This window comes from Massilia alkalitolerans DSM 17462 (assembly GCF_000427785.1).
Classification (GTDB): Bacteria; Pseudomonadota; Gammaproteobacteria; order Burkholderiales; family Burkholderiaceae_D; genus Telluria; species Telluria alkalitolerans.
In genome coordinates, this window is the sequence record NZ_ATYR01000013.1 from 127,402 (window position 1) to 153,594 (window position 26,193).

General features: G+C 65.3%; 28 protein-coding genes. 14 read left to right on the plus strand and 14 right to left on the minus strand.

Annotation, left to right across the window (positions count from 1 at the left end; translation table 11 throughout):
• Positions 1–17: 17 nt before the first annotated feature.
• Both YWC_RS0115010 and YWC_RS0115015 read left to right on the plus strand, forming a co-directional pair.
• Positions 18–329, plus strand: coding sequence for a BON domain-containing protein (locus YWC_RS0115010; protein WP_027866118.1), 312 nt, complete (start codon positions 18–20; stop codon positions 327–329).
• Between the two features lie 22 nt (positions 330–351).
• Entirely contained in the window at positions 352–573 is a 222-nt protein-coding gene (locus tag YWC_RS0115015; RefSeq protein WP_027866119.1) for a YMGG-like glycine zipper-containing protein, read from the plus strand.
• A gap of 69 nt (positions 574–642) precedes the next feature.
• Here the strand turns inward: YWC_RS0115015 and YWC_RS0115020 are convergent, their stop codons facing one another.
• Positions 643–1,371 carry a Crp/Fnr family transcriptional regulator gene (locus tag YWC_RS0115020; protein WP_036214460.1) on the minus strand — a complete coding sequence of 243 codons (729 nt, stop codon included), beginning with the start codon at positions 1,369–1,371 and terminating at the stop codon, positions 643–645.
• 219 nt (positions 1,372–1,590) lie between these two features.
• Between YWC_RS0115020 and YWC_RS0115025 the strand changes: the two genes are divergently transcribed.
• The 5 genes from YWC_RS0115025 to YWC_RS0115045 all read left to right on the plus strand — a co-directional run bounded on the left by YWC_RS0115025 (position 1,591) and on the right by YWC_RS0115045 (position 4,575).
• The gene (locus tag YWC_RS0115025; protein WP_027866121.1) at positions 1,591–2,376 is read left to right on the plus strand and encodes a glycine zipper 2TM domain-containing protein; all 786 of its coding nucleotides are present in this window, start codon (positions 1,591–1,593) and stop codon (positions 2,374–2,376) included.
• Between the two features lie 179 nt (positions 2,377–2,555).
• Positions 2,556–2,783, plus strand: a complete 228-nt coding sequence (locus YWC_RS0115030; protein ID WP_027866122.1) for a hypothetical protein — start codon at positions 2,556–2,558, stop codon at positions 2,781–2,783.
• Between the two features lie 116 nt (positions 2,784–2,899).
• Entirely contained in the window at positions 2,900–3,046 is a 147-nt protein-coding gene (locus YWC_RS32830; RefSeq protein WP_020652694.1) for a lmo0937 family membrane protein, read from the plus strand.
• 112 nt (positions 3,047–3,158) lie between these two features.
• Positions 3,159–3,827, plus strand: a complete 669-nt coding sequence (locus YWC_RS0115040; protein ID WP_027866123.1) for a YiaD family glycine zipper/OmpA-like lipoprotein — start codon at positions 3,159–3,161, stop codon at positions 3,825–3,827.
• A gap of 163 nt (positions 3,828–3,990) precedes the next feature.
• Positions 3,991–4,575 (plus strand): NUDIX hydrolase, encoded by a 585-nt coding sequence (locus YWC_RS0115045; protein WP_027866124.1) that lies wholly within the window; start codon positions 3,991–3,993, stop codon positions 4,573–4,575.
• Positions 4,576–4,605: 30 nt separating this feature from the next.
• Here YWC_RS0115045 and YWC_RS0115050 read toward each other — a convergent pair whose 3' ends face one another.
• The gene (locus YWC_RS0115050; protein ID WP_027866125.1) at positions 4,606–5,442 is read right to left on the minus strand and encodes a branched-chain amino acid aminotransferase; all 837 of its coding nucleotides are present in this window, start codon (positions 5,440–5,442) and stop codon (positions 4,606–4,608) included.
• Between the two features lie 126 nt (positions 5,443–5,568).
• Between YWC_RS0115050 and YWC_RS29515 the strand changes: the two genes are divergently transcribed.
• Together YWC_RS29515 and cls are read left to right on the plus strand one after the other, a co-directional pair.
• Complete coding sequence (locus tag YWC_RS29515; protein ID WP_036214462.1) at positions 5,569–7,683, plus strand: site-specific recombinase; 2,115 nt, start codon at positions 5,569–5,571, stop codon at positions 7,681–7,683.
• The gene (gene cls / locus YWC_RS0115060) at positions 7,680–9,068 is read left to right on the plus strand and encodes a cardiolipin synthase (RefSeq protein WP_027866126.1); all 1,389 of its coding nucleotides are present in this window, start codon (positions 7,680–7,682) and stop codon (positions 9,066–9,068) included. The genes YWC_RS29515 and cls overlap by 4 nt, the downstream gene beginning before the upstream one ends.
• 6 nt (positions 9,069–9,074) lie before the next feature.
• Here the strand turns inward: cls and YWC_RS0115065 are convergent, their stop codons facing one another.
• Positions 9,075–9,911 (minus strand): metallophosphoesterase family protein, encoded by an 837-nt coding sequence (locus YWC_RS0115065; RefSeq protein WP_027866127.1) that lies wholly within the window; start codon positions 9,909–9,911, stop codon positions 9,075–9,077.
• 25 nt (positions 9,912–9,936) lie between these two features.
• Positions 9,937–10,689: a phosphatase PAP2 family protein gene (locus tag YWC_RS0115070; RefSeq protein ID WP_027866128.1), complete on the minus strand. Its 753-nt coding sequence runs from the start codon at positions 10,687–10,689 to the stop codon at positions 9,937–9,939.
• Positions 10,690–10,851: 162 nt separating this feature from the next.
• On the opposite strand from YWC_RS0115070, the gene YWC_RS0115075 reads away from it, so the two are divergent.
• Both YWC_RS0115075 and YWC_RS0115080 read left to right on the plus strand, forming a co-directional pair.
• On the plus strand, positions 10,852–11,064 hold the full coding sequence (locus YWC_RS0115075; RefSeq protein ID WP_027866129.1) for a hypothetical protein: 213 nt from the start codon (positions 10,852–10,854) through the stop codon (positions 11,062–11,064).
• Between the two features lie 92 nt (positions 11,065–11,156).
• Positions 11,157–12,173 (plus strand): sulfate ABC transporter substrate-binding protein, encoded by a 1,017-nt coding sequence (locus tag YWC_RS0115080; protein ID WP_027866130.1) that lies wholly within the window; start codon positions 11,157–11,159, stop codon positions 12,171–12,173.
• Between the two features lie 55 nt (positions 12,174–12,228).
• On the opposite strand, the gene YWC_RS0115085 is transcribed toward YWC_RS0115080, so the two are convergent.
• Positions 12,229–12,699, minus strand: coding sequence for a hypothetical protein (locus YWC_RS0115085; RefSeq protein ID WP_027866131.1), 471 nt, complete (start codon positions 12,697–12,699; stop codon positions 12,229–12,231).
• A 241-nt stretch (positions 12,700–12,940) separates the two neighbouring features.
• On the opposite strand from YWC_RS0115085, the gene YWC_RS0115090 reads away from it, so the two are divergent.
• A complete protein-coding gene (locus YWC_RS0115090) occupies positions 12,941–13,963 on the plus strand; it encodes an SDR family oxidoreductase (RefSeq protein WP_027866132.1) in 1,023 nt (340 codons plus the stop codon).
• Here the strand turns inward: YWC_RS0115090 and YWC_RS0115095 are convergent.
• Both YWC_RS0115095 and YWC_RS0115100 read right to left on the minus strand, forming a co-directional pair.
• On the minus strand, positions 13,925–14,359 hold the full coding sequence (locus YWC_RS0115095; protein WP_027866133.1) for a hypothetical protein: 435 nt from the start codon (positions 14,357–14,359) through the stop codon (positions 13,925–13,927). The genes YWC_RS0115090 and YWC_RS0115095 overlap by 39 nt on opposite strands.
• Positions 14,360–14,433: 74 nt before the next feature.
• Positions 14,434–15,423 carry a porin gene (locus tag YWC_RS0115100; RefSeq protein ID WP_027866134.1) on the minus strand — a complete coding sequence of 330 codons (990 nt, stop codon included), beginning with the start codon at positions 15,421–15,423 and terminating at the stop codon, positions 14,434–14,436.
• Positions 15,424–15,638: 215 nt separating this feature from the next.
• On the opposite strand from YWC_RS0115100, the gene YWC_RS0115105 reads away from it, so the two are divergent.
• The gene (locus YWC_RS0115105) at positions 15,639–16,934 is read left to right on the plus strand and encodes an alpha-amylase family glycosyl hydrolase (RefSeq protein ID WP_229413114.1); all 1,296 of its coding nucleotides are present in this window, start codon (positions 15,639–15,641) and stop codon (positions 16,932–16,934) included.
• Positions 16,935–16,956: 22 nt separating this feature from the next.
• Here the strand turns inward: YWC_RS0115105 and YWC_RS0115110 are convergent, their stop codons facing one another.
• On the minus strand, positions 16,957–17,688 hold the full coding sequence (locus tag YWC_RS0115110; RefSeq protein ID WP_027866136.1) for a helix-turn-helix domain-containing protein: 732 nt from the start codon (positions 17,686–17,688) through the stop codon (positions 16,957–16,959).
• 19 nt (positions 17,689–17,707) lie between these two features.
• Positions 17,708–19,402 carry a sensor domain-containing diguanylate cyclase gene (locus YWC_RS0115115; RefSeq protein ID WP_027866137.1) on the minus strand — a complete coding sequence of 565 codons (1,695 nt, stop codon included), beginning with the start codon at positions 19,400–19,402 and terminating at the stop codon, positions 17,708–17,710.
• Between the two features lie 215 nt (positions 19,403–19,617).
• Between YWC_RS0115115 and YWC_RS0115120 the strand changes: the two genes are divergently transcribed.
• Positions 19,618–20,745 (plus strand): serine hydrolase domain-containing protein, encoded by a 1,128-nt coding sequence (locus YWC_RS0115120; protein WP_027866138.1) that lies wholly within the window; start codon positions 19,618–19,620, stop codon positions 20,743–20,745.
• Positions 20,746–20,763: 18 nt separating this feature from the next.
• On the opposite strand, the gene YWC_RS0115125 is transcribed toward YWC_RS0115120, so the two are convergent.
• The 5 genes from YWC_RS0115125 to YWC_RS0115145 form a co-directional block, all read right to left on the minus strand.
• A complete protein-coding gene (locus tag YWC_RS0115125; RefSeq protein ID WP_027866139.1) occupies positions 20,764–21,411 on the minus strand; it encodes a YitT family protein in 648 nt (215 codons plus the stop codon).
• 340 nt (positions 21,412–21,751) lie between these two features.
• A complete protein-coding gene (locus tag YWC_RS0115130; RefSeq protein WP_027866140.1) occupies positions 21,752–23,677 on the minus strand; it encodes a TRAP transporter large permease in 1,926 nt (641 codons plus the stop codon).
• A complete protein-coding gene (locus tag YWC_RS29520; protein WP_036214465.1) occupies positions 23,674–24,258 on the minus strand; it encodes a TRAP transporter small permease subunit in 585 nt (194 codons plus the stop codon). The genes YWC_RS0115130 and YWC_RS29520 overlap by 4 nt, the downstream gene beginning before the upstream one ends.
• 76 nt (positions 24,259–24,334) lie before the next feature.
• Positions 24,335–25,486, minus strand: coding sequence for a TRAP transporter substrate-binding protein (locus YWC_RS0115140; protein WP_027866141.1), 1,152 nt, complete (start codon positions 25,484–25,486; stop codon positions 24,335–24,337).
• A 466-nt stretch (positions 25,487–25,952) separates the two neighbouring features.
• Positions 25,953–26,193: IS30 family transposase (locus tag YWC_RS0115145; RefSeq protein ID WP_027866142.1), on the minus strand; the 241-nt coding region annotated here is incomplete at its 5' end.

Here is a 26,193-nt window from a genome sequence, read left to right on the forward strand (position 1 = left end):
TCGACGAACGTTGCCGCATGAAGCGATTTGGTATCACGACCGCCCTGGCGGTCATGCTGGCACTTAGCCAGGTCGCAGGATGCGCCACGTCGGGCGGCGGTGGACCGGTGGCGCAGTATGTGGACGATGCCACCATCACCGCCGGCGTCAAGGCCGCCATCGTGCGCGAGCCGACGCTGAGCATCTTCGACATCGGCGTCGAGACCGTGCAAGGCGTTGTGCAGCTGAGCGGATTCGTCAGCTCGGCGGACAGTGTGGCGGCCGCGGCATCGGTTGCCCGGACCGTGAAGGGCGTGAAGTCAGTCAAGAATGACCTGCGCTTGAAATAACCCACCGTAAAAGGAGATCAACATGAAAACCATCAAACAACTCGTAGTGACCGCCACCCTCGCCACCGCTGCACTGGGCCTGACCGGCTGCGCCGGCATGTCGCAGCAGGACAAGAGCACCGCGATCGGCGCCGGCGCCGGCGCCGTGATCGGTGGCGCCCTGACCGGCGGCAGCGCAGTCGGCACCGTCGGCGGCGCAGCCGTGGGCGGCGTGGTTGGCAACCAGGTTGGCAAGACCAACTGATCGATTGCTCGACAAGCGAATACAAGAAAGCCTGGCCTTGCCAGGCTTTCTTGTATTCGGCGTTCGGGCTTACATGAAACCGTGGACGGACTGGATACCCGCGTCCTTGACGATCTCGTAGCAGGTGCACGAGGCCGCCGCCAGGCCTTCCGGATCGAGGATCTCGATGTTCCCGCGGCTGTAGTCGATCAGCCCCTGCTGCTGCAGCGCGCTGGCGGCCTTGGTGACGCCGACGCGGCGCACGCCGAGCGCATGCGCGAGGAACTCGTGGGTCAGGTGGAATTTGTCCGAGCGCAGGCGGTCGCGCGTGACCAGCAGCGAGCGCGCCAGCCGCGCTTCCAGCACGTGGAAGCGGCTGCACACGGCGATCTGGATCGCCTGGGCCAGCTGCGTGTCGGTATAGCGGTACAGCACGCGCTGCAGCGAAGGGTTGCGCGCCACCTCGGCGCGAAAGCGGGCGCTGTCCATGCGGCTGGCGCTGCCGGCACGCTGGACGATGGCGCGCACCTGGGTGGTGTCGTGGCCGAGCGCCACCGTGGCGCCGACCATGCCCTCGCGCCCCACCAGGCCCACCTCGAGCGTCATGCGCCCTTCGGCTACGCCCATCAGGGAGATCAGGCAGTCGTGGGGAAAATAGATGTAGCGCAGCGGGTCGCCGGCTTCGCACAGCACGTCCCCGACCGCGACGGTGACCGGATCGAGCAGCGGCAGGACCTGCGCCAGTTCCTGCGGTGGCAGCGCGGCCAGCAGCAGATTGCTGTTGTGTTCGGCAATCGGCGGCGGTGCGGCAAAATTCATCGGATTCTCGCGTGGGGGATGCATAAGCCAAGCCGTCTGTCGGATACATTTGCAAACAATTTAGGTCAGCGTAACCGTCCCGCTCCGATCTGGTATGTACGGTGACGCACGGAACCGCTTGTTGTTCCTGAGGACAATCTGGCAATGCACAGGCCGCCGGACGTATTGCATCCCCGGCATGAACGGCCTCAACAAGAACTTCCCCGAAAGGAAACCAGCATGAACACCTCTCCCACCCCGTCCGCACGCGGACGCATGCATCCGCTGATGATCCTGGCCGCACTGGCGGTCCTGCTGTTCTGCCTGGTCGGTACGGCGGCGATCCTCGGCTGGATTCCCTCATCCGTGGGCGGCAACAAGGAGCGCCAGCTGAGCGAAACCGAACGCCTGGCGCTGGCCTCGACCCTGCCGCAGGGAAGCCCGCAGCCGGCGCCGGGCGTGGTCGGCAACGTGCCCGGCCAGCAGCTCGCGCCGGGCTACGTGCAGCCGCCGAACAGCGCCGTGCCCGCCGAATACCCGGCCCAGCCGGCCCAGGCCTATGCGCCGGCAACGAACTATGTCCCGGCGCCGCCGCCGGAGCGTGTGGTCGAACGCGTGGTCGAGGCACCGGTCAGGGAGTCGGCCAAGAAACCGGTGCAGGTGGCGGCCGCCGACACCGGCCGCAACTGGTGCTCGAACTGCGGCAACGTCGAATCGGTCCGCACCATCAAGCAGCGCGCCGAAGGCAGTGGACTGGGCGCCGCCGGCGGCGCCGTCATCGGCGGCCTGCTGGGCAACCAGATCGGCGGCGGCACCGGCCGCACCATCGCGACCGCGGCGGGCGCCATCGGCGGCGCGGTGGTCGGCAACCAGGTCGAAGGCAATATGAAGGCCAGCACCAGCTACGAAATCCGCGTGCGCCTCGATGACGGCACCCTGCGCACCTTCCGCCAGAGCAGCCCGCCGGCATGGCGCAGCGGCGACCGCGTGCGCATTGTGAAGGGCCGCCTGCGCTCGGTCGCCTGAGCGCATCTCTTTTCAGAAAAAGCCGGGATGGCGCAAGCCTCCCGGCTTTTATTTCGTAAGAATAATTTTCTAAAAGCAATGTGCGGCAGCGCACGGACCAATGGATGAGCTAACCCGACAATGGCAGGACGCTATCACTGCGTGCGGTGCAAAAAATAACCATTTCAGGGGGAAGCATCATGAACAGCATGGCATGGATCGGCATTATCATTTGGGGGATGATCGTGGCAGCGTTCGGCCTGTTGTCGGCGCATCCGCCGGCCGAAGCGGCGGCGGGCGGACTCCAGCCGCAGGACGTGCTGTTCCTGGTGGCGGGTGGCCTGGTCACCTGCCTGATCGGGGTCACCGGCCTGCTCGGTTTCATGGGCTGGATTCCGGGCTTGCGCAAGGAAAATGGCCACGCCTGATTTCCTGAGAGTTTTGATTTTCGCAGTAAGTACGCCATCGTACAGAGGCCAGCAGTAAGCGGCGCCATACTGGATTCACGACGCCGAAGCGCGTGATTTCTGGAAGGAGCAACATTATGTTGTATACAATAGCCGTGATTCTGATTGTCCTGTGGCTGCTCGGACTGGTGACTTCGTACACCATCGGCGGCTTCATCCATATCCTGCTGGTCGTCGCCGTGATCATGATCCTGGTGCGCCTGATCAGTGGACGAGGTATATAGTTGTTAGTTGTTAAAAAATTTTTTGTAAGACCAATCCGCTTCTCAGTCATGCCTGCAGGCTTGCCTCGGCAAGCATGACCGCGAAGCGGATTTTTTGTTAAGGAGAACCACCATGCAGAACAAACTGACTAAATCCGTGATCGCCGCTTCCCTCGTGGCCTTTACCGCTACCGGCTGTGCCGACATGAGCGCGACCCAGCGCGGCACCGCACAGGGCGCCGGCATCGGCGCGGCCCTGGGCGGCATCGTCGGCGCCAGCACCAGCGGCGGCGGCGGCAAGCGCGCCGCGGGCGGCGCGGCGATCGGCGCCGCTGCCGGCGCGGTGATCGGCAACATCTGGTCCAAGCGCATGGAAGCACAGAAACAGGCCATGGAACAGGCCACCCAGGGCACCGGCGTGCAGGTCAGCCAGACCGCCGACAACCGCCTGAAGCTCGACATCCCGAGCGACGTCTCGTTCGATACCGGCCGTTCCGACATCAAGTCGAACTTCCAGCCGGTGCTGAACCGCTTCGCTTCCACGCTGCAGGAAAACCCGGGCACCACCGTGGTCATCATCGGCCATACCGACAATACCGGCACCGATGCGATCAACCAGCCGCTGTCGGTCGACCGCGCCGCCCGCACCCGCGACTACCTGGCCGCCCGCGGCGTGAATCCGGGCCGCATCACCATCGAAGGCCGCGGCTCGCGCGAGCCGATCGCATCGAACAGCGATGCGTCGAGCCGCGCACGCAACCGCCGCGTAGAGATCTACGTCGCCGAGCGCGCACAGGGCTGAGTTCCGTTTTTGTCTGGCAAGCTACACGTTCTGATCGAACGGCCAGCTTGAACGAAAGCCGCCCGGCGAGAGCCCGGCGGCTTTTTTCATGCCAGCCGCTTACCCGGCGCTGGCAATTCTCCGGGGGCGCTATAGTCGTCCGCCAGCGTATCCGGAGCCCTCCATGCACGACGACGACCCCATCCGCATCCTCAAACAGGAAACCCTGGCCGACGATTACTGCGAGCTCAGGAAAGTTACTTTCATTCAGCGCCGCCGCGACGGCAGCGAGCGGGAAGAAACCCGCGAGGTCTATGCCAACAACGGCGGCACCGCCGTACTGCTCTACAACCGCGACAAGGGCACGGTCCTGCTCACGCGCCAGTTTCGGATCGGCGCGTACCTGGCCGGCCGCGACGGCTTCATGATCGAAGTCCCGGCCGGCAACCTGGACGACGCCGACCCGGCCGAGCAGGGACGCGCCGAGCTGTGCGAGGAAACCGGCTTTCGCGGCCACGGGCTGCGCAAGGTGATCGAATTCTTGCCGAACCCCTCGTCGTTGACGGAAACGGTGCATTGCTTCCTGGGCGAATACGGGGAGCGCGACCGCAAGGGTATAGGGGGCGGCAAGCAAGAGGAAGGCGAGGATATCGAAGTCCTCGAGATGGACGTCATGGAGGCCTTCAGGCAGGTGAAGGAAGGCGGCATCGTCGACGCCAAGACGGTGATCCTGCTGCAGTTCCTGCGCGAGGAGTTGCAGCGATCGTAGGGTGGACGGCTATGCCGTCCACCCTACAATTCAGGTGGTTTCGGTAAACGCCAGGTACAGCTCGCGGGCACGGCGCGCCACCGGGCCGGCTTCGAGCGTGCGGTCCTCGTAGCGGGTGCACGGCGTCACCTTGCCGTAGTTGCCGGTACTGAAGATCTCGCGCGCCGACATCAGCTCCTCCGGCGCCACGCTGCGCTCTTCCACGTGCACGCCCTCCGACGCCAGCAGCGCGATCACGCGCGCGCGGGTGATGCCGGCCAGGAAGGTGCCGTTCAGCTTCGGCGTCACCACAGCGCCATCCTCGGCCACGATGAACAGGTTCGAGGACGCGAACTCGGCGACATTGCCGTCGGCGTCGAGCATGATCGCCTGGTCGAAGCCGCGGGCCTTGGCCTCGCGCATGGCGCGGGTCGAGTTGGCATACAGGGCCGAGGCCTTGGCGTCGGTCGGCGCCATGTCCGGCTGCGGGCGACGCAGGGTCGACAGGCAGCTCGAGAAGCCGGTGAACGGCGGCAGCGGCGCGTCGAAGATCGTCAGGGCGAACTGGCTGGCCTCGGCCACCGGGATCAGGAAGCCCTCGGTGCCGAACACCAGCGGGCGGATATACAGCTCGGCGTCAGGCGGGAACTTGGCCACGCCTTCGCGCACCAGGGTTTCCATCTCGTCCACGCTCAAAGGGCAGCGCAGGCCCAGCTTCTCGCTCGATGCGATCACGCGCTCCAGGTGCGGGCGCAGGTCGGGCAGCTTGCCGCGCATGGCGCGCGCGCCGTCGAAGACGGAGGAGCCCAGCCACAGGCTGTGGTCCATCGCGCCGTACAGCGGCACATTTCCTTCAGTCCATTGTCCGTTGAAATAAGTCAGGTACATGCATGCCTCGATTTACATTGATACAGCCCGTCAGTGTAACGCTTTCAGCGGGTTCATTGTTCGGTGGCGAACCATGAAGTGGCTTTGCCTCGCGTACACTATGGCTTTCCAGTATCAACATTGCCCATGCTCGCCATTCTCGAACGGATCAACCCCGACAGCGACCACATCGACCTGCTGGTCGACCTGGTCGATTGCCTGCGCCCGCGTAATCGCTGGGTCTGGCAAAAGGCGGACGATCCGGCGCAAAACGTGCGCACGCTAACCCAGCTGCTCAAGGGCAATCCGTCGCAGGCCTGGGCGCTGCGGCGCTACCTCACGACCATGCTGGAACGGCGCCGCCATACCAGCCTGTACAGCGACATCGGCATCCTCTCGAACGATGGTTTCGTCACCGAACTGAAGCGGCGCGTCACCTACCGCTTCCTGCCGCCGGCGCTCAACGACCTGTACCTGTCGGACGCGCTCGACCAGGTGCTGTACGACGAGGACGACCACCAGTGGATCTGCATGGTGCCGACCGCCGACTGGATGGAGCTGTTCGACGTCATCGCCAACGCCCCGCCCCCGCAGGATGCGACCCCGGACCGGGCCCGCTACGTCACCCTGATGGGCCTGCTGGACGCGATCCGCACCCTGTCCTGCCGCATCTGCGCCCTGGGCCTGGAGCCGCGCCTGATCCACAGCTACAGCGAGATCGAGGATTTCGACTCGCCCTTCCTGATGCAGAACATCGAGGTCAACCGCTACCTCGACGAATACGCGCGCTACCTGGACGGCAAGATCGAACAGCCGGAAGACGCGCGCCACCTGCTGGTGATGCTCGACCAGTGCGAAGAGGTGGTGCTCAAGATCCGCCGCGGCGCCCAGTCGACCGGCACCAGCGTGGCGCTGACCTACCTGCTGGTGGCCTTGCACCAGAGCATCGACCGGCTGCACAAGCTGCTCTACCTGGTGGACCTCAGCGGCTCGTTGCCGAGCGCGCCGAGCGTGGACCTGGTGGCGGTGGCCAGCCGCGCCGCCAACCCGGAGCGACCGGAAGCGAGCGGCCGCCGCCTGGCGGCCGTGGCGCTGGCGGAAGAACTGATCGCGGCGCACAACGCCAAGTACCGTGTTCGCGGCCTGCTGCGCGACAACGTCGACCTGCTGGCCCGCAACGTCACCGAGAACGCCAGCCGCACCGGCGAACACTACATCGCCGAAACCCGGCGCGACCTGCGCCACATGTTCGTGGCGGCCTCGGGCGCCGGCTTCATCGTCGGCTTCATGGCCATGTTCAAGATCATGCTGGGCTACCTGCACACCGCGCCCCTGGTCGAGGCCTTCCTGTTCAGCATGAACTACTCGCTGGGCTTCATCCTCATCTACATCCTGCACTTCACGGTGGCGACCAAGCAGCCGGCCATGACCGCGCAGCACATCGCCGCCTCGCTGCAGCGCGCCGACAACGGACGCGGGCTGGACGTGGACAGCCTGGCGGACCTTGTCACCAAGGTCTTCCGTACCCAGATAGTAGCCGTGCTCGGCAACGTGCTGCTGGCCTTCCCGGTGGCCTGGGCGATCGCGATCGGCTACAAGGCGATCAACGGCAACCACATCGTCGACCCGGTCAAGGCGCACCACCTGCTGATGGACATCGATCCGGTCCACAGCCTGGCCCTGTTCTATGCGGCGATCGCCGGCGTCTGGCTGTTCCTGGCGGGCCTGATCTCGGGCTACTACGACAACAAGGCGCTGTACACCCGCATGGGCCAGCGCGTGCGCCAGCTGCGCCGCCTGCGCCGCCTGCTGGGCGAGGAGCGCCTCGGCCGCTTCGCTGGCTATATCGAGGATAACCTGGGAGGCCTGATGGGTAACTTCTTCTTCGGCTTGATGCTCGGGATGACCGGCACGATCGGCTTCCTGCTCGGCCTGCCCCTCGACATCCGCCACGTCACCTTCTCGACCGCAAACCTGGCCACCGCCCTCGTCGGCCTGGATTACCACGTGCCGCTCGAGGTGGTGGTCAATGCCGCCTCCGGCGTGCTGCTGATCGGCGCGGTCAACCTGCTGGTCAGCTTCGGCCTGGCCTTGTGGGTGGCGATGCGCGCCCGCAAGATCCGCTTCAAGCGCGGCATCCTGCTGATCCAGGCGCTGGGCCGCCACCTGATCGCCGCGCCCATCGATTTCTTCCTCGGCCCCAAGCAGCAGCCGATCAGCCGCGACTCCAGCAGTGAACTCATCATGAGGGACACGAAATGAACAACAAGCGCCTGACTTCCTTCCTGGCCTTCCTGGCTTTCGTCTGCGTGGTCGCTTCGTGCAAGTCGCTGCCCGATGCCGAGTCCCTACCCGCGGATCCGGCCAAGGCGACGCCGGCGGTGGCCACGCCGCGCGGCATGCTGGACAACAAACAGGCAGCCCAGCTGCTGCGCAAGCGCTGGGCCAATGCCTCGCCCGACCTCAAGCAGCTGGCGGTGCTGGAAGAACAGGCCACCGGTGCGCCGCTCATCCCCGGCAACAAGGTGACGCTGCTGTTCGACGGCCCCGCCACCATGCGCGAAATGATGGCCGCGGCGCGCGACGCCACATCCTCGATCAACCTCGAGACCTACATCTTCGATCGCGACCCGATCGGCATGCAGTTCGCCGAACTGCTGATGGAAAAGCGGCGCCAGGGCGTGATCGTCAACATCATCGCCGACGGCGTCGGCACCCTGGCAACTCCCAAGGAGTTCTTCGAGCGCCTGCGCGGCGCCGGCGTCAACGTGGTGATCTTCAACCCGGTCAATCCGCTGCAGCGCCCCGGCGCCTGGCAGCTGAACAACCGCGACCACCGCAAGATCATGGTGGTGGACGGCCGCATCGGGTTCACCGGCGGCATCAACATCAGCGAGACCTATGCCAACAGTTCGCTGTTCCGCTCGCGCAAGAAGCCCGAGACGGTCGATGCCGAGCAGGTCGGCTGGCGCGACACCCACATCCGGATCGAAGGCCCGGCGGTGGCCGCGCTGCAGTACGCCTTCATCGACAACTGGGTGCACCAGGATGCCGGCGAGCTGCCGCCCGCCGAATACTTCCCGCGCCTGGCCCCGGCCGGCGACAAGGTGATGCGGGTGCTGGCCACCTCGCCGGACCGCGATTCGGAAATCTACAAGTCGCTGATGGTGGCCATGAACGAGGCCAAGAAGTCGATCCACATCACCTCGGCCTATTTCGTGCCGGACCGGCAGATCGTCGATTCGCTGGTCGCGGCGGCCAAGCGCGGCGTGGACGTGAAGCTGGTGTTGCCGGGCGTGTCCGACCATGACCTGATCATGTATGCCGGCCAGGCCTTCTACGACGAACTGCTGGCGGGCGGCGTCAAGATCTACCAGCTGCAGGTGGCGGTGCTGCACGCAAAGACGGCGGTGATCGACGGGATCTGGTCGACCATCGGCTCGGCCAACATCGACCGCCGCAGCTTCATCCACAACTACGAGCTGAACGTGGTGGTGCTGGACCCGGCCTTCGGCAAGGACATGGAAGCCGCCTTCAACGAAGACCTGCGCAGCTCCAAGGAAGTCACGCTGGACCAGTGGCGCGACCGGCCGTGGAAGGACCGCCTGCGCGAATTCATCGGGCGGCTGGCCGAGTACTGGATCTGATGTTCATCACAGCCCCGCCGCCATCAGGCCATCGATGTGCGGCGTCCACACACTGCCCGTGCGCATGAACTTCTCGGTGGCCATCACCTCGAAGTGGCCGTGCACCACGTCCCAGCCGTAGCGGTCGATCTCGACCTTCTGCGCCTCCACCCGCAGCACATTGAACGAGTTCACCTCGCCCCGCCCCCGGGTCGAGGTGGCCGTCCCGGCCTGCACCACCAGCGCCGCGTACTCGCTCAGCTGGTAGCGCGCCGCCGTGCTGCCCGCGTGGCTGGCGTGCATGTGCCCGCCCATCAGGATGTCCACCCCGCACTCGGAGAATGCCTGCATGGCGCGCGGCGCCCGGTTCACCAGGTCGCGTTCCTCGAAGTGGTCGGGCAAGTCGAAGGGATGGTGGGCCACGATGATGCGCGTGACGTCCGGCGGGACGTCCGCCAGCTGCTGGCGCACCACGGCTAGCTGGTCGCGGCTGACCTTGCCGTCCTTGATGGTGAAGGAACGCGCCGTGTTGACGCCCACCACGGCAATCTCCTCGTCGAGGTAGAAGGGATCCAGATCGTCGGTGATGTAGCGCCGGTAGCGCGCAAGCGGCTTCACGAAGCGGTGGAACACGTTGTACAGCGAGATGTCATGGTTGCCCGGCACGATGATCTGCGGGCCCGGCAGCGTGTCGAGATAGGCGCGCGCCTCTTCGAACTGTTCCGGCCTGGCGCGCTGGGTCAGGTCGCCCGAGACCACCAGCACGTCCGGGGCGATCCGTTCGATCAGTTCACCCAATGGCGCCAGCAGGCTGTGATCAACGCGGCCGAAATGCAGGTCCGACAGGTGTACGAGAGTGCGCATCCTTTTCCCCGGGTTGGTCTTCTATTCAGATGTCCTGCGGCGCCACCGGCCGGCCGGCAAGCCGCTCGCGCGCCCGGCGGCGCCGGTTGAAGGTGGCGGCGCCGGTGATGCAGATCGCCAGCCAGCCGCAACCCTCGGCCGCCGCAGCCAGCACGTCGGACAAATAATGGACTCCAAGATACATTCTCGAGAACGCGACCGTCGCCACCATGGCCAGCGCCAGCACGAAGGGCAGCACCCTGCCCCACCAGGAACGCGCCTGGCGTGCCGCATAGCAGGCGAGGAAGCCGTACAGCACCGTCGCACCCATCGCATGGCCGCTGGGGAAGCTGTAGGTACTCAGTTCCAGCAAGGGCTCGACGAAATGCGGCCGCGCGCGCTCGAAGGTGTGCTTTAGCAGCACGTTGAGGATCTGGCCGCCCGGCACGCTGGCGACCAGCGCCAGCGTCCAGTAGCGGTGTCCGCGCCGGTACAGCCAGATGCCGGCCAGCAGGGCCATGGCCAGGATGCCGGGCGTGCTGTGCATGTGGGTGACGACCATCAGGAAGGCGCGCAGGCCCTCGTTGGCGCGCGCGTGGGCGTGCAGCCAGTTGGCCACTTCGACATCGAGCTGGGTGATCGGGGCGCCGGCGACCACGGCGCCGGCCATGTGCGCAAAGATCGCGGTCGCCAGCAGGAGCATCGCCACGCCGGCGGTCAGGTGCAGGCCGTACTCCCCTTCGGCGGAAAAACGGGCGGCCGCAAAGCGGTGGAGTCGGGGAAGAATCTGGTTCGTCATGCCTGGTTCGGGTGTTTTCGCGGATGAGCTTCCATATGTGGGGTCTTGGCGAAAAAACCACAACAATAAAAATTTACTGTATATCCACCCAGTACCTGTGGATTTATACAGTGGTTATGATATTCTTTACTCACTTCAACGATTTTAATAAAAGGAAACACCATGACCACTCTGAACAACAACTTCGGCCTGGAATATGCACCTGTCCCTTTTATGGTCCGTCTCGGCCGTCGCGAACTCCTGATCACCCGTGATTTCCGCAAGCGCTTCTACGCGGTGAACCCGATCATCGAATGCGATACCGGCATCGAGGCGGGTCATCTGGAAATCCTGATCTTCAAGCGCTGGCTGCTCATCCTGTCGAAGGCGCATTAAAAAACCGCATATTGTTAAGCGAATAAATTCGTTCCTTCAGGGGGAACTGAGCCGTAAGCTGAAGGCTCCAAACTGCCCTCTGAAAGAACAACATGCTTCGCAAAACCTTCCTGCATTCGCTGGCTGCCCTCACCCTGGCGGCGCCGCTCGTGACCCCGGCGACGGTCTTCGCTGCCGACGTCACCCTGCTCAACGTGTCCTACGACCCGACCCGCGAGCTGTACCAGGACATCGATGCCGCCTTCGCCCGCCAATGGAAGGCGAAGACCGGCGACAAGGTCACGGTCAAGCAATCGCACGGCGGTTCGGGCAAGCAGGCGCGCGCCGTTATCGACGGCCTGTCGGCCGACGTCGTCACGCTGGCGCTGGCTTACGACATCGATGCTATCAGCGAAAAAGGATTGATTGCGCCCGACTGGCAGAAGCGCCTGGCTTACCGCAGCTCGCCCTACACCTCAACCATCGTGTTCCTGGTGCGCAAGGGTAATCCGAAAAAGATCCGCGACTGGGGCGACCTCGTCAAGCCGGGCGTGGCGGTGATCACGCCGAACCCGAAGACCTCGGGCGGCGCGCGCTGGAATCACCTGGCGGCCTACGGCTACGCGCTGCGCCAGCCGGGCGGCTCCCCTGCCACCGCCAAGGATTACCTGGCCAAGCTGTACAAGAACGTGCCGGTGCTCGACTCGGGCGCGCGCGGCGCTACCACCACTTTTGTCGAACGCGGCATCGGCGACGTGCTGCTGGCCTGGGAAAACGAAGCCCTGCTGGCCCTGCGCGAGCTCGGTCCGGACAAGTTCGAGATCGTGGCGCCGTCGATCAGCATCCTGGCCGAACCGCCGGTGGCCGTGGTCGACAAGAACGTCGACAAGAAAGGCACCCGCAAGGTGGCGCAGGCCTACCTCGAGTTCCTGTACACCGATGAAGCACAGGACATCGTCGCCAAGAACTACTACCGTCCGGCGGTGGACAAGTTCGCCAAGAAGTATGCCTCGCAGTTCCCGAACGTGAAGCTGTTCCCGATCACCGAGCTGGGTGGCTGGGCGCAGGCGCAGAAGGCACACTTCGCGGATGGCGGGCTGTTCGACCAGATCTACGCGCCGGGCAAATAAGCAGGGCCTGGCTCTACCAGCGGGCGCCGCGGGACGGCGCCCTTTCCTTTCAAGTCTAGGCTGTCGCGGCCTTCCACATCGGACCGGATTCCTGCAGGCCGCAATAGGCGGCAATCTGCCTGGCCCTGACCCTGGCGATATCCTCGTCGAGCCCGGCGCCGAAGCGGTAGGTGCCATCAAGGGTTTCGATCTCGATCAATCCGTTCCCGATTCCCATCGCAATCTCCTTGCCCTCGGCAGAGTACGAGCCCAGCGCCGGCATTGGCGCGACGCGCACCGCGCGCACGCGGCCTGCGACCAGCGCCAGCACGTCCTCATCTTCGAGCGCCCACGCTTCGGCCTTGTCGCGATAGACCAGGAGCTCGTCCCGCACGAAGAGGTTGCGATGCAGAATCGCATACAAGAAAGTCGCCATCAGCACCAGCACCCATACCTTGAACCAGGAAAAACGTTCCGGCGGGCCGTTGAACAGCTGAAGCGCCATGAACGCCAGCATGGCCAGGCCGGCGCAGGACACGGCGATCATCGGGGGCTTCCTCGACGGTGGGCAGACGATGTGCAGGGGTTCCGGAGTCGAAGGAGAGGGATATGCGGTCATGTTCGCGGTTCGTTGGAGTCGCCGACACTCTAGGAAGAAAATATCTTCAAGGCAAGCGAAAACGCCAAATTACCCAGCCGGGCTAGCATGGTGGCCGTTCATTAACGGCCTGTCCTGCGGCCGAGCGCCGCGGACAGTCCTCTTCACCCACTTGAAAAGGACGTACGTCATGGCAATCAGACTCAGGAAACTCCACGATCAGGTCATGGTCATCACCGGCGCCACCAGCGGCATCGGCCTGACCACCGCCCGCATGGCCGCCGCACGCGGCGCCCGTCTGGTGCTGGCCGCGCGCAGCAAGGACGCCCTCGACGAACTGGCGGACGAGTTGCGCAGCCGCGGCGCCATGGTCGAGACCGTGGCCGCCGACGTCGGCAACATTGCGGACGTCGAGAAGATCGGCGAGAAGGCCATCGCGCGCTTCGGCCGCATCGACACCTGGGTCAACAATGCCGGCATCTCGGTGTTCGGCCGGCTGGAAGAAGTCAAGCCGGAAGACCACCATCGCCTGTTCCAGACCAACTTCTGGGGCACCGTCAACGGTTCGCTGGAAGCGGTACGGCGCATGAAGCACCGCGGCGGCGGCGCCATCATCAACGTCGGCAGCGAAGTGTCGGAACGCGCCATCCCGATGCAGGGCATGTACGCGGCCTCGAAACATGCGGTGAAGGGCTTCACCGATGCGCTGCGCATGGAAGTGGAAAAGGAAGGCGCGCCGCTGGCGGTCACGCTGGTGCGCCCGGCCGCGATCGACACCATGTTCGCGGTCCACGCGCGCAACTACATGGACAAGGAACCGGCCCTGCCGCCGCCGATCTACGCGCCGGAAGTGGTGGCCGACGCCATCCTGTACTGCGCCGAGAATCCGAAGCGCGACGCCTACGCGGGCGGCGCCTCGAAGATGATCGCGGCCGGCTCCAAGCTGATGCCGGCGCTGTTCGACCGCTACATGAACGCCAGCATGTTCAAGCAGCAAAAATCGGACCGTCCCACCGCGCCGAACCGCCGCGACGCCCTCTACAAGCCGGATGAGTCGACCGAACTGCGCCAGCGCCAGGGCATGCCGCAAAACGTCCATGAGCGCAGCCTGTACACCAGGACCAGCCTGCGCTCCTCGCCCTTGATGACCGCCCTGGTGGGCGGCGGTGCGCTGTTAGCCGCCTTCAGCCTCTCGCGGCGGTTTGGTCGTTAAGAAGTCGGTGTCCTCCTCGGTCAGCGGCAGGTCGGGGATGGACACGATCTGGTCGGTGTCGATGTCGGCGCCGTCCTTGCCGACGTTGTCGCGCCCGGCCGCGGCGCGCTCGCCGGTGCCGCCCATGTCGCTATCGCCCGAGAAGTCGGCGTCGCCGACATCCGGACCGGCAGTGCCGCCGGCGTGGCTTTCTTCCATGTCCGAGGTGGTGCCGTGGTCGAATTCGAGCGTCTGCTCGGGGTCGAGCGCGTCGGCAAAGCCGGGGCCGCCGACCACGTCGCTGCCGGTGTCGGAAATGTCGCTCGGGCCGAGGGAATCGATGCCGTGTCCCTTGCCGAGACTACGGTCTGGACGTTCCGGGAAGTTGTCCGGATCAAGTGTGCTTGCGCCTGTCATGTTGCCTCCAAAAGGTGGTTTAGCCATGGAGACAGGCTAACGTTTTTTGCAACATCGCGTCGCCGCGCACACGCTTAAAATGCCCGCCGCATTCCGAGGTTGATCGCCCCGCCGCCGCCATGACGCACGTTGGCGTTACGGATGCCGCTCTGCTGCTGGATGTGCGAATACGCGGCATAGAAGTCCAGCTTGCGCGAGATCGCATAGGTCGCCCCGACCGCGATCTGGCGCGCGTCGCGGTTGGCCGGGTCGCGGTCGTTCTTGCGGATGTAGGAAGCCAGCAGGGTGGTCGCATGGCTGACCGGCACGGCCACCCCGGCCAGCACGTCGCGGCTGTCGGTGGACGGCGTGCTGGTAATGCCGGCGCCGTAGGGATTGTCCGGGTTGAACAGTGGCGAGCTGCCCCAGCCGCGGTTGGCGCTGTAGGCCGCGTAGGCGGTGCCCCAGTCGAAGCGCATGTTGGCGGCGATGATGGAATTCTTCGCGGCCATGCTGATGTCGACCGGATTGATGCGGGTGACCTTGGCCACGTTGCGGTTCTGGTGCGCCGCGCGGATCGTGATCGGGCCGGCCTTGAAGCCGACCGTCATGCCCCAGGCGCGGCCCGAGGGCGAGCCGTCGATGTCGCCCTTGCCCCAGGACGATCCGGCCGTGAAGCCATTGAAGCGGCCCTGGTAGATGACGCTGTCGCTGCTGCGGCGCGCGTCCTCAGCGCCGCTGCCGCTGCCGGCCAGGCCGCCGTGGAACGGATCGCCGACGTCGCTCAGCGTACGAAAATCGAGGTTGTACTGGCGGCCCGCGCTCAGCAGCTGGGCTTCGCCCGTGCGCCGCTGCTGCGCCTCGTGCGCGGTTTCCAGCATGAAAATTGCCGGCGCCTCGCCCGTGCGGCCGGAGCCGGCGCTGTCCGCGGACGGCGCCGCGCAGCCCTTGCCGCAGCCGGCTTCCCTGACCTCCTTCAGCGCCCCGCGCGCACCGGTGCTCCCGTCGGGAGCAGCCGCGTTCTCGGCCGAGGCGCACGCCGCGCTCGCTCCGAGCACGGCGCATGCGACGATTGACATCTTCATGGCGTCATTCCCTCTCTGATGCCATCATTGCCTTCTTTGACGAACTGATCTGTCTACTACCTCACATAAAACAGCTTCGTCCATACGTGCACTTCTGAGCCGAACTTTCCCGCTTGCTTAAGGTTCTACACCGTAGAATGAGTGGGCACAAGAGGCTTTCACAAAACCGGAGGAGACCCACGTCATTTGTTGTCCGCGCGCTGCCGATTTTTGCCGTGGCCTTCAGCGCCGCCTTCAGCCCGCTTCCCGTACAGGCCCAGCAGCCGGCCGCGGCGCCGATGAGCCACGTGGCGTGGTCGCGCAGCGCCAACATTTATGAAGTGAACATCCGGCAATACACGAAGGAAGGCACGTTCAATGCATTCGCGCAGCACCTGCCGCGATTGCGCAGGATGGGCGTGGACATCCTGTGGCTGATGCCGGTCCACCCCATCGGCGCCAAGAACCGCAAGGGCACGCTCGGAAGCTACTACGCGGTGCGCGACTACACGGCAGTGAATCCGGAATTCGGCAGCATGGACGACTTCAAGCGCCTCGTGAAACAGGCGCAAGGACTCGGCATGCGCGTCATCATCGACTGGGTGGCCAACCACACGGCCTTCGACAACCCGTGGACGGTCCAGCACAAGGACTGGTACCTGAAGGACGCCAAGGGCGAACTGTTCCCGGTGACCTATACCGAGGGAGCGGAACCAGAGTACTGGACCGACGTCACCGGCCTCGACTGGAAACAGCCCGGCCTGTGGAAAGGGATGACCGAGGCAATGGCGTTCTGGGTGCGCGAGACCGGCATCGACGGCTTCCGTTGCGACGTGGCGGCCAAGGTGCCGACCGCCTTCTGGGAACAATTGCGTGTCGAGTTGGAGCGGATCAAGCCGGTGTTCATGCTGGCCGAGGCCTGGCAGCCGGAGCTGCACACGCGCGCATTCGACATGACGTATGGCTGGGATACCCTGGGCGTCTTCAAGGAGATCGCCAAGGGCAAGGCCGATGCGCGAGCGCTGCGCACCCTGTTCGAGAAGCCGCCGGTGGCCTACCCGGAGCACGCCTACCGCATGCGCTTCACCAGCAACCACGACGAGAATTCCTGGCACGGCAGCGACCCGGAACATTACGGACCGGCCTTCCAGGCGATGGCGGTGTTGGCGGCGACGCTGCCCGGCATGCCCCTGATCTACGGCGGGCAGGAAGCGGGGCTGGACAAGCGCCTGGAGTTCTTCGAGAAGGACCCGATCGGGTGGCGGGAGCATCCCAACGAAGCGCTGTACACCTGGCTGCTCAAGCTCAAGCATGACAACCCGGCGCTGTGGAACGGACAGTATGGCGGGACCATGCGGGTGCTGGAGACCGGGAACGACAAGGTGTTTGCGTTCAGGCGCGAAAAGGATGGGAATGCGGTGGCGGTGACGGTGAACCTGTCCGGAACGCAGCAGCAGTATGCGCTCCCCGGCGCCGCGCACAAGGCGACGCTGGGCGCGTGGGAGTACCGGGTGTCGGCGCCCGCGAAGTAGGCGCGCGGGGTGCCCGTCGCGGCTAGCGCCGCAAGCCGGCGAACGCCGCCGGCTCCCACTCGCGCAAGGCCAGCAGCAAGCCGGTGCCGCGGCGCTGCGGCAGCGGCGCGGCCAGGCTTTCCTCGTGCAGCTGCGCGAAGCGCGCGCGCAACTGCCGCAGCTCGCCCTGCAGCTTGGCGTGTGCACTCTCGGTCAGCATGCCGTGCACGAAGTCGAGCGCGTCGCCAGGCTGCCCGAAGGCGCTGTCGATGAATTCAGGCATGCCCTGCTCGCGGAAGTACCGGCGGATCGGCCCGCCCGGCAGCCAGTCGAAGTCGCGCGCCACGTTCAGGCGGATGCGGTTGCCCGGCAGGAGCGTGATCAGCGCCAGCCGGTCGAGGCGCAGCAGCAGCTGCACGCATTCGGCTTCGCTCAGGCGGTAGGCCTGCAGCATTTGGGCCATGGTCCAGTGGTTCAGCGCGCACACCGCCACCAGGAGCAGGCGCGCATCGGAGACCAGCTCACGTTCCTGCGCCGGATTCAAGGTACGCAGCCGCTGATGGCCCTGCCCTGCTTCCTGCGCCAGCTCGGCCAGCGTCAGGCCCAGCAAGCCGCAGATCTCGACCAGGCGCTCGAGCGTGAACTGCTCGGTGGCGAACAGGCGCTTGACGCTCGGCTCGGACAGGTCGAGGGCTTCGGCGACGTCGCGGTAGGTCTTGCCCTGCTGCTTGAGTTCGCGCTTGAGGGTGGCGATGAGTTGGGTGATTTCGGACATGCGGGCGATGGTAGCAGTATCAGACCTCGGCCGCGAGTGCGATGCCGTTCTTGCCGGTGCGCTTGACCGCATACATCGCATGGTCGGCGCGCGCCAGCCAGGCGTCGACGTCCGCCGGGTCTTCCGGCCGGTGCAGCGCGATGCCGATGCTGGCGCCGACCGCCACGGTGGCGCTGCGCAGCACGTACGGTTCCTTGAGGCGTTCGAGCAGCTTGTGCGCGGTGTCTTCGGCGTGCAGCGCGTCGGCCAGCATCTCCAGCACCACGACGAATTCGTCGCCGGCCAGGCGCGCCACCATGTCGGTTTTGCGCACGCCCTGCGCCAGGCGCTCGCCGAACTGGCGCAGCAGCTCGTCGCCCTCCTCGTGTCCGTGGTTGTCGTTGACCGCCTTGAAGCCGTCCATGTCGAGGAACAGCAGCGCGCACGGACGGCCCACGCGGCGCGCGCGGCTCATCGCCTCGGGCAGCGCCTCCAGCAGCGCGCGCCGGTTCGGCAGGCCGGTGAGCACGTCGCGCCGCAGGAGCGCCTGCAGTTCGGCGGTGCGCTCGGCCACCGCCAGCTCGAGGCGCTCGTTCAGGGCCAGCAGCGCCTTGCGGTGCGCGATCTCGCTCTGCACCAGTTCGCGCATCGTGCGCGACAGGATCTGGGTCTCGAGGAAGCCTTCCACCGGCGGGATCGGCGGCGGCTCCTTGCCGCTTCGCGTGGCCGCGGTGATTCCTTCGATCGCCTCGCGCAGCTCTGCCATCGGCCGCACCAGGTGGCGCGCCATCAGCGCCGCGGCGCCGGCCAGCGCCAGCGCCAGCAGCGCGCTCCAGCCGAGCATGCGCCCCTTCAGGTCCTCCGCGCCCGCCAGCGCCCGGCCCTCGGTCTGGCGCACCAGCACGCTCCAGCGCGGCGAGGCCGGATCGAGCATGTCGCCGGTCTGGCTGTAGCCGGTGAGGTAGGCGCGCCCGTCCGGCCAGACCTCGCGCAGCGATCCGGTCTGCCCCTTCTGCGCCAGGCGCAGGCTGGTGGTGTCCACCCTGGTTTCGACCAGCGGCGCCGGGCCAAGCATGACGGTGCCGTCGTCGCGGATCACGAAGATCTCGGCGCCGTACTCGCGCAGCGCCGGCGTGAGCAGCGTGCGCGCATGGCTGCGCGCCCATTCCCAGCTCAGGTGCAGGCCGAGCACGGCGACCGGCTTGCCGCCGGCATCGACGATCGGGCCGGAGGCGTCGACGAAACGCCAGGGGTCGGGCTTGCGCGGCAGGATCTTCTCGAGCAGCAAGGCGGGATGGTAGTCGGTGGCCACCACGCCGCGCATGCCGGCGGTGAACCAGGGACGCTTGCCGACGTTGGCGCCCTCCAGCATGCGGCCGGTCGAGGCCACCACCTTGCCGTCCAGGTCGGCGATACCGATCCAGGCGTAGTCGGGGAAGCTGCGCTGCAGGCTTTCGAGTACTCCGCGGGTCGCGTCGGCATCGCTCGAATAACGCACCTGCGGCAGTTCGGCCAGCAGGCGGGTGTCGCGGGTCGCCTGCTCGATCACGCGGTTGAGCGAATCGCGCATCTGCCAGGAGAGCTGCTGCAGGCGCAGCTGGGCCTCTTCGCGCGCCTGACGCACTGCAAAATGGTTCACCAGCGCCAGCTGCAGCGCAACCGTCAGCGCGACCGTGGCACAGACGGCCAGGGTCATCAGGCTGGACAAACGCATTTTTCCGAAGATGCCGCTCATGGACGAATGATTGCGATGTGATTCAAATAGCCGACTATTGTAACTAGTTTCCTAACAATAATTAAATACATATCGGCATCATTTATTGGCGATCGGTCAATTTTTTGCGGCAACGCAACAAAAAAGCACGTTCCGTTCGTATGAACGCCGCGCCGACCACAGGCGGGCCCTGCCGGTGTAGCATGAGCGCGCCCATGACCATTTCGGGAGCACCGATGAAAACAGCACTGTGCGCCTTGGCCTGCCTGCTCTCGGGATGCGCGGCCGCGCCTTCGCTTGCCCCCATCTCCGACGATGAAGTACGCAGCCTGATGGCGCGCGAGTACGTGCAGGGACTGGCGCTGGCGACCATAGCCCGCGGCCGGGTCGTCAGCGTGCAGGCCTACGGCAAGCGCAACGTCGAACGTGACCTGCCGCTCACGCCGCAGACGGTGATGTATGGCGCCTCGCTCACCAAGGCCGCCTTTGCCTACATGCTGCTGCAGCTGGTGGACGAGGGAAGGCTCGACCTCGACGCGCCCTTGCCCGCTCTGCTGCCGCAGCCCCTGCCCGCCTACGACAAGCAGCCATGGGATTTCTCCGACCTCGCGCACGACGAACGCTGGCGCCGGCTGACGCCGCGCATCCTGCTCACGCATTCGTCCGGCTTCGCCAACTTCCGCTGGCTGGAGCCGGACCGCAAGCTGCGCTTCCACTTCGATCCGGGCGCCCGCTACGCCTATTCGGGCGAAGGCTTTTATATCCTGCAGCTGGTGGTCGAGCGCGGCCTGGGCCTGGACACGGGCAGGGAAATGCAGCGCCGCGTATTCGACCGCTTCGGCATGCGCAACACCAGCATGCAGTGGCGCGCGGATTTCGCCAACAACCTGGCCGACGGCTACACCCTGGACGGCAAGATGGAAGCGCACGACGAGCGCAGCCGCCCGAGCGCGGCGGGCTCGATGGACACCACCATCGAGGACCAGGCGCGCCTGTGGGCGGGTATCGTACGGGGAGACGGATTGAGCGCGGCAGCGCGCGCCATGCTGGTACAGGCCTGGCTGCCGATCGGCTCCGCCAGCCAGTTCCCGACGCTCACCGCGCCCCAGGCCAGCTGGCCGCAGTCGCTGGCGGCGGGCCTGGGCGTGGTGAGCTTCCTCGACCGCAGCGGGCCGGCCTGGTTCAAGGGTGGGCACAACGACAGCACCGGCAACATGGTGCTGTGCCTGGAGCGCGGCCAGCGCTGCGTGGTCATGCTGGCCAACGACGTGCGCGCCGAGCGGATCTATCCCGAGATCGCCCGGCGGGTGCTGGGCGAGACCGACATGCCGTGGCGCTGGGAATACGGCTGGCACCAGCCGTAGATGGCTTTAGCTACGGTCTTAGTTGCCGAAATAACGGCCCGGGCGGTGCCATGCCATGACCATGCTGCTCATGGCGATCGCGCTCAGCGAGGACCAGCCCACCAGTTCGGGCGACACGATGGCCAGCGCCGCCAGCAGGATCACGGCGTCGATCGCCACCTGGGTGCGGCCGGCATTGATGCCGTAGCGCTTCTGCAGCCACAGCGTGACGATGCCGGTGCCGCCCACGCCGGCGCCATGGCGCGCCAGCGCCAGGATGCCCATGCCGCAGAAGGTGCCGCCGCCCAGGGCCGCGACCATCGGATGGACGTGGCCGATCACCAGGCCGCTCGGCATCAGCTTGAGCAGGGCCATGATCAGGATGCTGCCGAGGAGCGACTTGATGGTGAAGCGCGCGCCCATGAACAGGTAGCCGAACAGGAAGAACGGCAGGTTGATGAGCATGAACAGCAGGCCGACCGAATAGCCGGACACGTAAGACGTCAGCAACGAGATGCCGGCCACGCCGCCCGTGATCAGGCCGGCGGCCTGCAGCAGCAGGACGCCCATCGCGACGAACAGCACGCCCACGGTAATGCCGTAGACGTCGTCGAACAGGGTGTGCGGCTTGATCGAGGCCACGTTCTTGCCCTGGGCTGGCTGCGTTTGCAGGGCGCCCTGCATCATCGCGCCACCTCAGTACTCGACACATGCGCCGACGCATGCGGGGCGCATCCGTCAAATCGGTAGGAAGTCGAGCCGGGCAGGAGATGATGCTTCATTTTCCTCACAATGCGTGTACAAAGTCGGGGGAGTCAGCGCTGCCGGAAGATGGCACTTGTGGTGGCAAGATCCGGAAACGTGGGAGGTACGGCTGGGTAGAGGCCGCCATTATTACCGATGTTGCACCGCAATGAAACTTCGCGTTCCGCATGTCAGCCATTCATGCGACGCATAACTTGACAAAGGCGCAGGAGAAATTCCACATGAGGGGCGCGGCCTGCCGAACCGCCCCCTCTTGCCAGGCTTATTTGTACAGCACCTCCGGCAGCCACATGCCGATCGCCGGGAAGGTGTAGAGCAGGATGATCCCCAGCACCTGCAGTCCCATGAAGGGCAGCATCCCCAGGAAAATCTGGTTCAGCGTCACATGCGGCGGCGACACGCCCTTCAGATAGAAGGCCGACATCGCCACCGGCGGCGACAGGAAGGCGGTTTGCAGGTTCATCGCCACCAGCAGGCCGAAGAACAGCGGATCGATATTGAAATGCTGCAGCAGCGGCACGAAGATCGGCATGAAGATCACGATGATCTCGGTCCATTCCAGCGGCCAGCCGAGCAGGAAGATCACCACCTGGGCCAGGATCATGAACTGCACCGGCGTCAGGTCCATGCCCAGTACCCAGTTGTTGATGATCTCCTGCCCGCCCAGCAGCGCGAACGCGGCCGAGAAGATGCTCGACCCCACGAACAGCCAGCAGACCATGGCCGTGGTCTTGGTGGTGAGGTGGGCCGACTCGCGCAGCAGGTTGAAGTTGAAGCGGCGGTAGGCGATCGCCAGGATCAGGCCGCCGAAGGCGCCCATCGCCGCCGCCTCGGTCGGCGTGGCCAGGCCGAACACGATGCTGCCCAGCACGGCCAGGATCAGGATCACCAGCGGGAACAAGGAGCCCAGCAGCATCTTGAAGATCTCGAGGCGCGCGAAGCTGAAGAACACGTAGAAGATGGCCAGCGCCGCAGCCACCACGGCAAACGTGATCCAGTAGGCCCTGGACGCCGGCTTGGCCACCGGCTCCGGCGCGGCCGCGGGGATGGCCGCTTCGGCGCTTGCCGCGACAGGCGTCGCGCCGGCTGCCGCGAGCGGCGTCGCCTCCCCTTCCACCGGCGGCTCGGCCAATTCTCCCTCGGCGGGCGGCTCCTGCAAGCCACCCTCCTCGACGCTTGCCGCGCTGTCGAATTCCTGCTGCGCGCCCATCTCGACCAGTTCCGTCTGGGGAGCATCCGGCGCGGTGACGATCCGGTAGCTCAGGCCCATGACGGCGGCAAAGGCCAGTGCCGGCAGCAGTGCGACGGCCAGGTTCGACGCCAGGGTGCGGCCCGGGACATCGGCAGCGCGCCGGCCCTTGAAGGCACGCACCAGGGCCGGCACCGCGCTCTTGCCGTAGGCGCCGGGGATCGCCTGCGTAAAGGCCGGCAGCGCGACGACCCGCTCGGATGCCGGCAGCGGCGGCGCCATGCCCGGCTTGAGCTTGGCGATGATCAGCACGTAGCCGACATACAGCGCCGCCAGCATGATCCCCGGGAAGAAGGCCCCCGCATACAGCTGGACCACCGATACCCCGGCCGTCGCCCCGTAGACGATCAAGAGCACCGACGGCGGAATCAGGATGCCCAGGCAGCCGCCCGCGGTGATGCAGCCTGCCGTCAATTGGGTGCTGTAGCCCGCCTTGAGCATGGCCGGCATCGCCAGCAGGCCCATGAGCGTGACCACGGCGCCGACGATGCCGGTGGCGGTGGCGAACACCGCGCAGGTGACGATGGTGGCCACCGCCAGGGAGCCGGGCACGCGCGCCATCGCCAGATGCAGGCTCTTGAACAGCCGCTCGATCAGGTTGGCGCGCTCCACCAGGTAGCCCATGAAGATGAACAGCGGGATCGAAATAAGCACGTCGTTGGCCATCACCGAGTACGCCCGCTGCACCATCAGGTCGAGCGTCTGCTGCACCGCCTGGTCGGGGTTCTGGCTGTGGTAGGCGAACCAGGCGAACATCACCCCCATGCCCATCAGGGTAAAAGCGGTGGGGAAGCCGAGCATGATGGCCACCACCACCAGCGCCAGCATCAGCAGGCCCAGGTGGCCGTTGGTCATCTCGCTTGGTGCCGGCATCAGGACGAACAAGGCAATGACGATCGCCACCAGGATCGACAGGCCGAACCAGATTTCCTTCCTCATGGCGTGCGCTCCCCTGGTGCGTTCACGGTGGCCTTGAGCTTGTCGACGTCGACCTCCTCGACGTCGGCCTCGCGCGCGGGCCATTCGCCCTTGTGCAGGCAGACGATGCAGCGCACGATCTCGACAAGACCCTGCAGCAGGAGCAGGACGCCGGCGAAGGGAATCACCATCTTGAAGGGATACAGCGGCGGGCCGTTGGCGGTGAGGGTCGAGTGCTCGCGGATGGCGAGCGACTCGGCGGCGTAGGTATAGCCGGCCCAGACCAGGGCCACCACGCCGGGGATGAAGAAGACGAAGTACAGGATCAGGTCGAGGCCGGCCTGCAGGCGCGGCGGGAAGAAGCTGTACAGCACGTCGCCGCGCACGTGGCCGTTCTTGGCCAGCGTGTAGGCTCCCGCCATCATGAAGGCGGCGCCGTACATCATGATCATCAGGTCGAAGGCCCAGGGGTTGGGCGTGTTCAGGACATAGCGCGCGAAGACTTCCCAGCTGATGAGGAAGGTGAGCGCGACGATCAGCCAGGAGAAAGCCTGGCCCACCCAGCTGCTGACCCGGTCGACGAAAAACAAGACGTTTCGCATGGAGCTGCTCCGGTCGAACGAACAGAGCCCGCCCCTCTTCATGAAGGGTGGGCACATGATTGGCTATGGGTGTCGCTCAGACCTTCTTGGCAGGCGCCCTGCGACCGAAGTAGTGGTTGTAGGCCATGCGGCGCGGGTTGTTGGTGTCCATGTCCCACTTCATCGCGCGTTCGGCAAAGGCGCGCATCGAGGCCTCGACCTTCTTGAACAGCGGATTGTCGGCGCCCTTCTTGGCCACCACCTGGTCCCACACGGCCAGCTGCGCCTGCAGCACCGAGTCCGGCGTCTTGTAGAACTTGACCCCGTTCTGGGACTGCATGCCGGCGTAGTCCTTGGAATAGCGGTCGATCGCCTTCCACGACATGTCGCTTGAGGCCGCCTCGACGGCGTTCTCGATGATCGCCTTCATTTTTGCAGGCAGCGCGTTGTACTTGGTCTTGTTGAAGGTGACCTCGAACTGCTCGGAGCTCTGGTGGAAGCTTTGCAGCATGCAGACCTTGGACACGTCCGGGAAGCCGAGCACCCGGTCGGAGCTGGCGTTGTTGAATTCGGCGCCGTCCAGCAGGCCGCGGTCCATCGCCGGCACGATCTCGCCGGCCGGCAGCGCGTTGACCGCCGCGCCCATGGCCGTGAACATGTCGATCGCCAGGCCGTTGGTGCGGAACTTCAGGCCCTTCAGGTCTTCGACCTTGCTGACCGGTTTCTTGAACCAGCCCAGCGGCTGGGTGGGCATCGGGCCGGTGAGGAAGGAGACGACGTTGGCGCCGATGCTGTTGTACAGCTCCGCCAGCAGCGCCTTGCCGCCGCCGTACTTGTGCCAGGCCAGCACCATGTTGGCGTCCATGCCGAAGGCCGGGCCCGAGGTCCACAGCGCGATGGCGCTCTGCTTGCCGTAGTTGTATCCCATGACGCCGTGGCCGCCGTCAAGGGTGCCCTTGGAGACCGCGTCGAGCAGGCCGAAGGCGGGAACGACGGCGCCGGCGGGCAGCACCTCGATCTTCAGCTCGCCGCCGGTCATGTCGTTGACCTTCTTGGCGAAGTCGAGGGCGTATTCGTGGAAGATGTCCTTGCTGGGCCAGGTACTCTGGAAGCGCATCTGCTTCGGCGTTTGGGCGGTGGCGATCATCGGGACCGCGAGGGTGGCGCCGGCGGTGCCGGCGGCTGCGGTGCCGAGGAACTTGCGGCGGGTGGATGCTGGCTTCTTTGAATCGTCGTTACGCTGCTTCATCGTCTGTCTCCTGTTTGGTTTTTTACGAGATGAATCGGTACACGTACAACTTCTGGCTCGAGGGCACTGCTCCTTCATTGAGTATTGACACGCCGTCAAGCAGGATGGGCTTGTTTCCTTACGGATTTCTTACGCCAAGCTGACGCAGGATCATATTGTTCTTTTATCCTGTCAAGTGTGGCTTTTCGTTCAGACATGAAGGGTGGCCGTGACGGCAGGTTGGGAACCAACAGTGTTGCCTTCGTCGGACAAGCATCACAAATAGCTAGGTCTGAAGCTTTAGCTCAGCTAGTATTCTGATTGTCCAAACTGCAAGGGAAGTCAGTCATTTGCAGTCGCTTCAATAACAAAACATTAATCAGATGCTCAATGTAAATCGGCCGCAGGCCCTTCGTTCACGCCTTGGTGAAATTGATGCGCTGCGCGGTATAGCTGGGCGGTCTCAAGAACCAACTGCAACACCGGATTAATGAATCGAATCGGCCTGCAATTGTAGCCGAACCATATGCTCGGTATAAACGGCGAGTGGAGTCTTCCATCCGAGCGTTTCTCGAGGGCGCGTGTTGAGCGATAGCGCGATGGCATCGAGCTCGTCTTGGGAGTAGATCGACAGGTCCGAGCCCTTGGGCATATATTGGCGCAGCAGACCATTGGTGTTCTCGTTTGACCCTCGCTGCCAAGGGCTGTGCGGGTCGGCGAAGTAGATC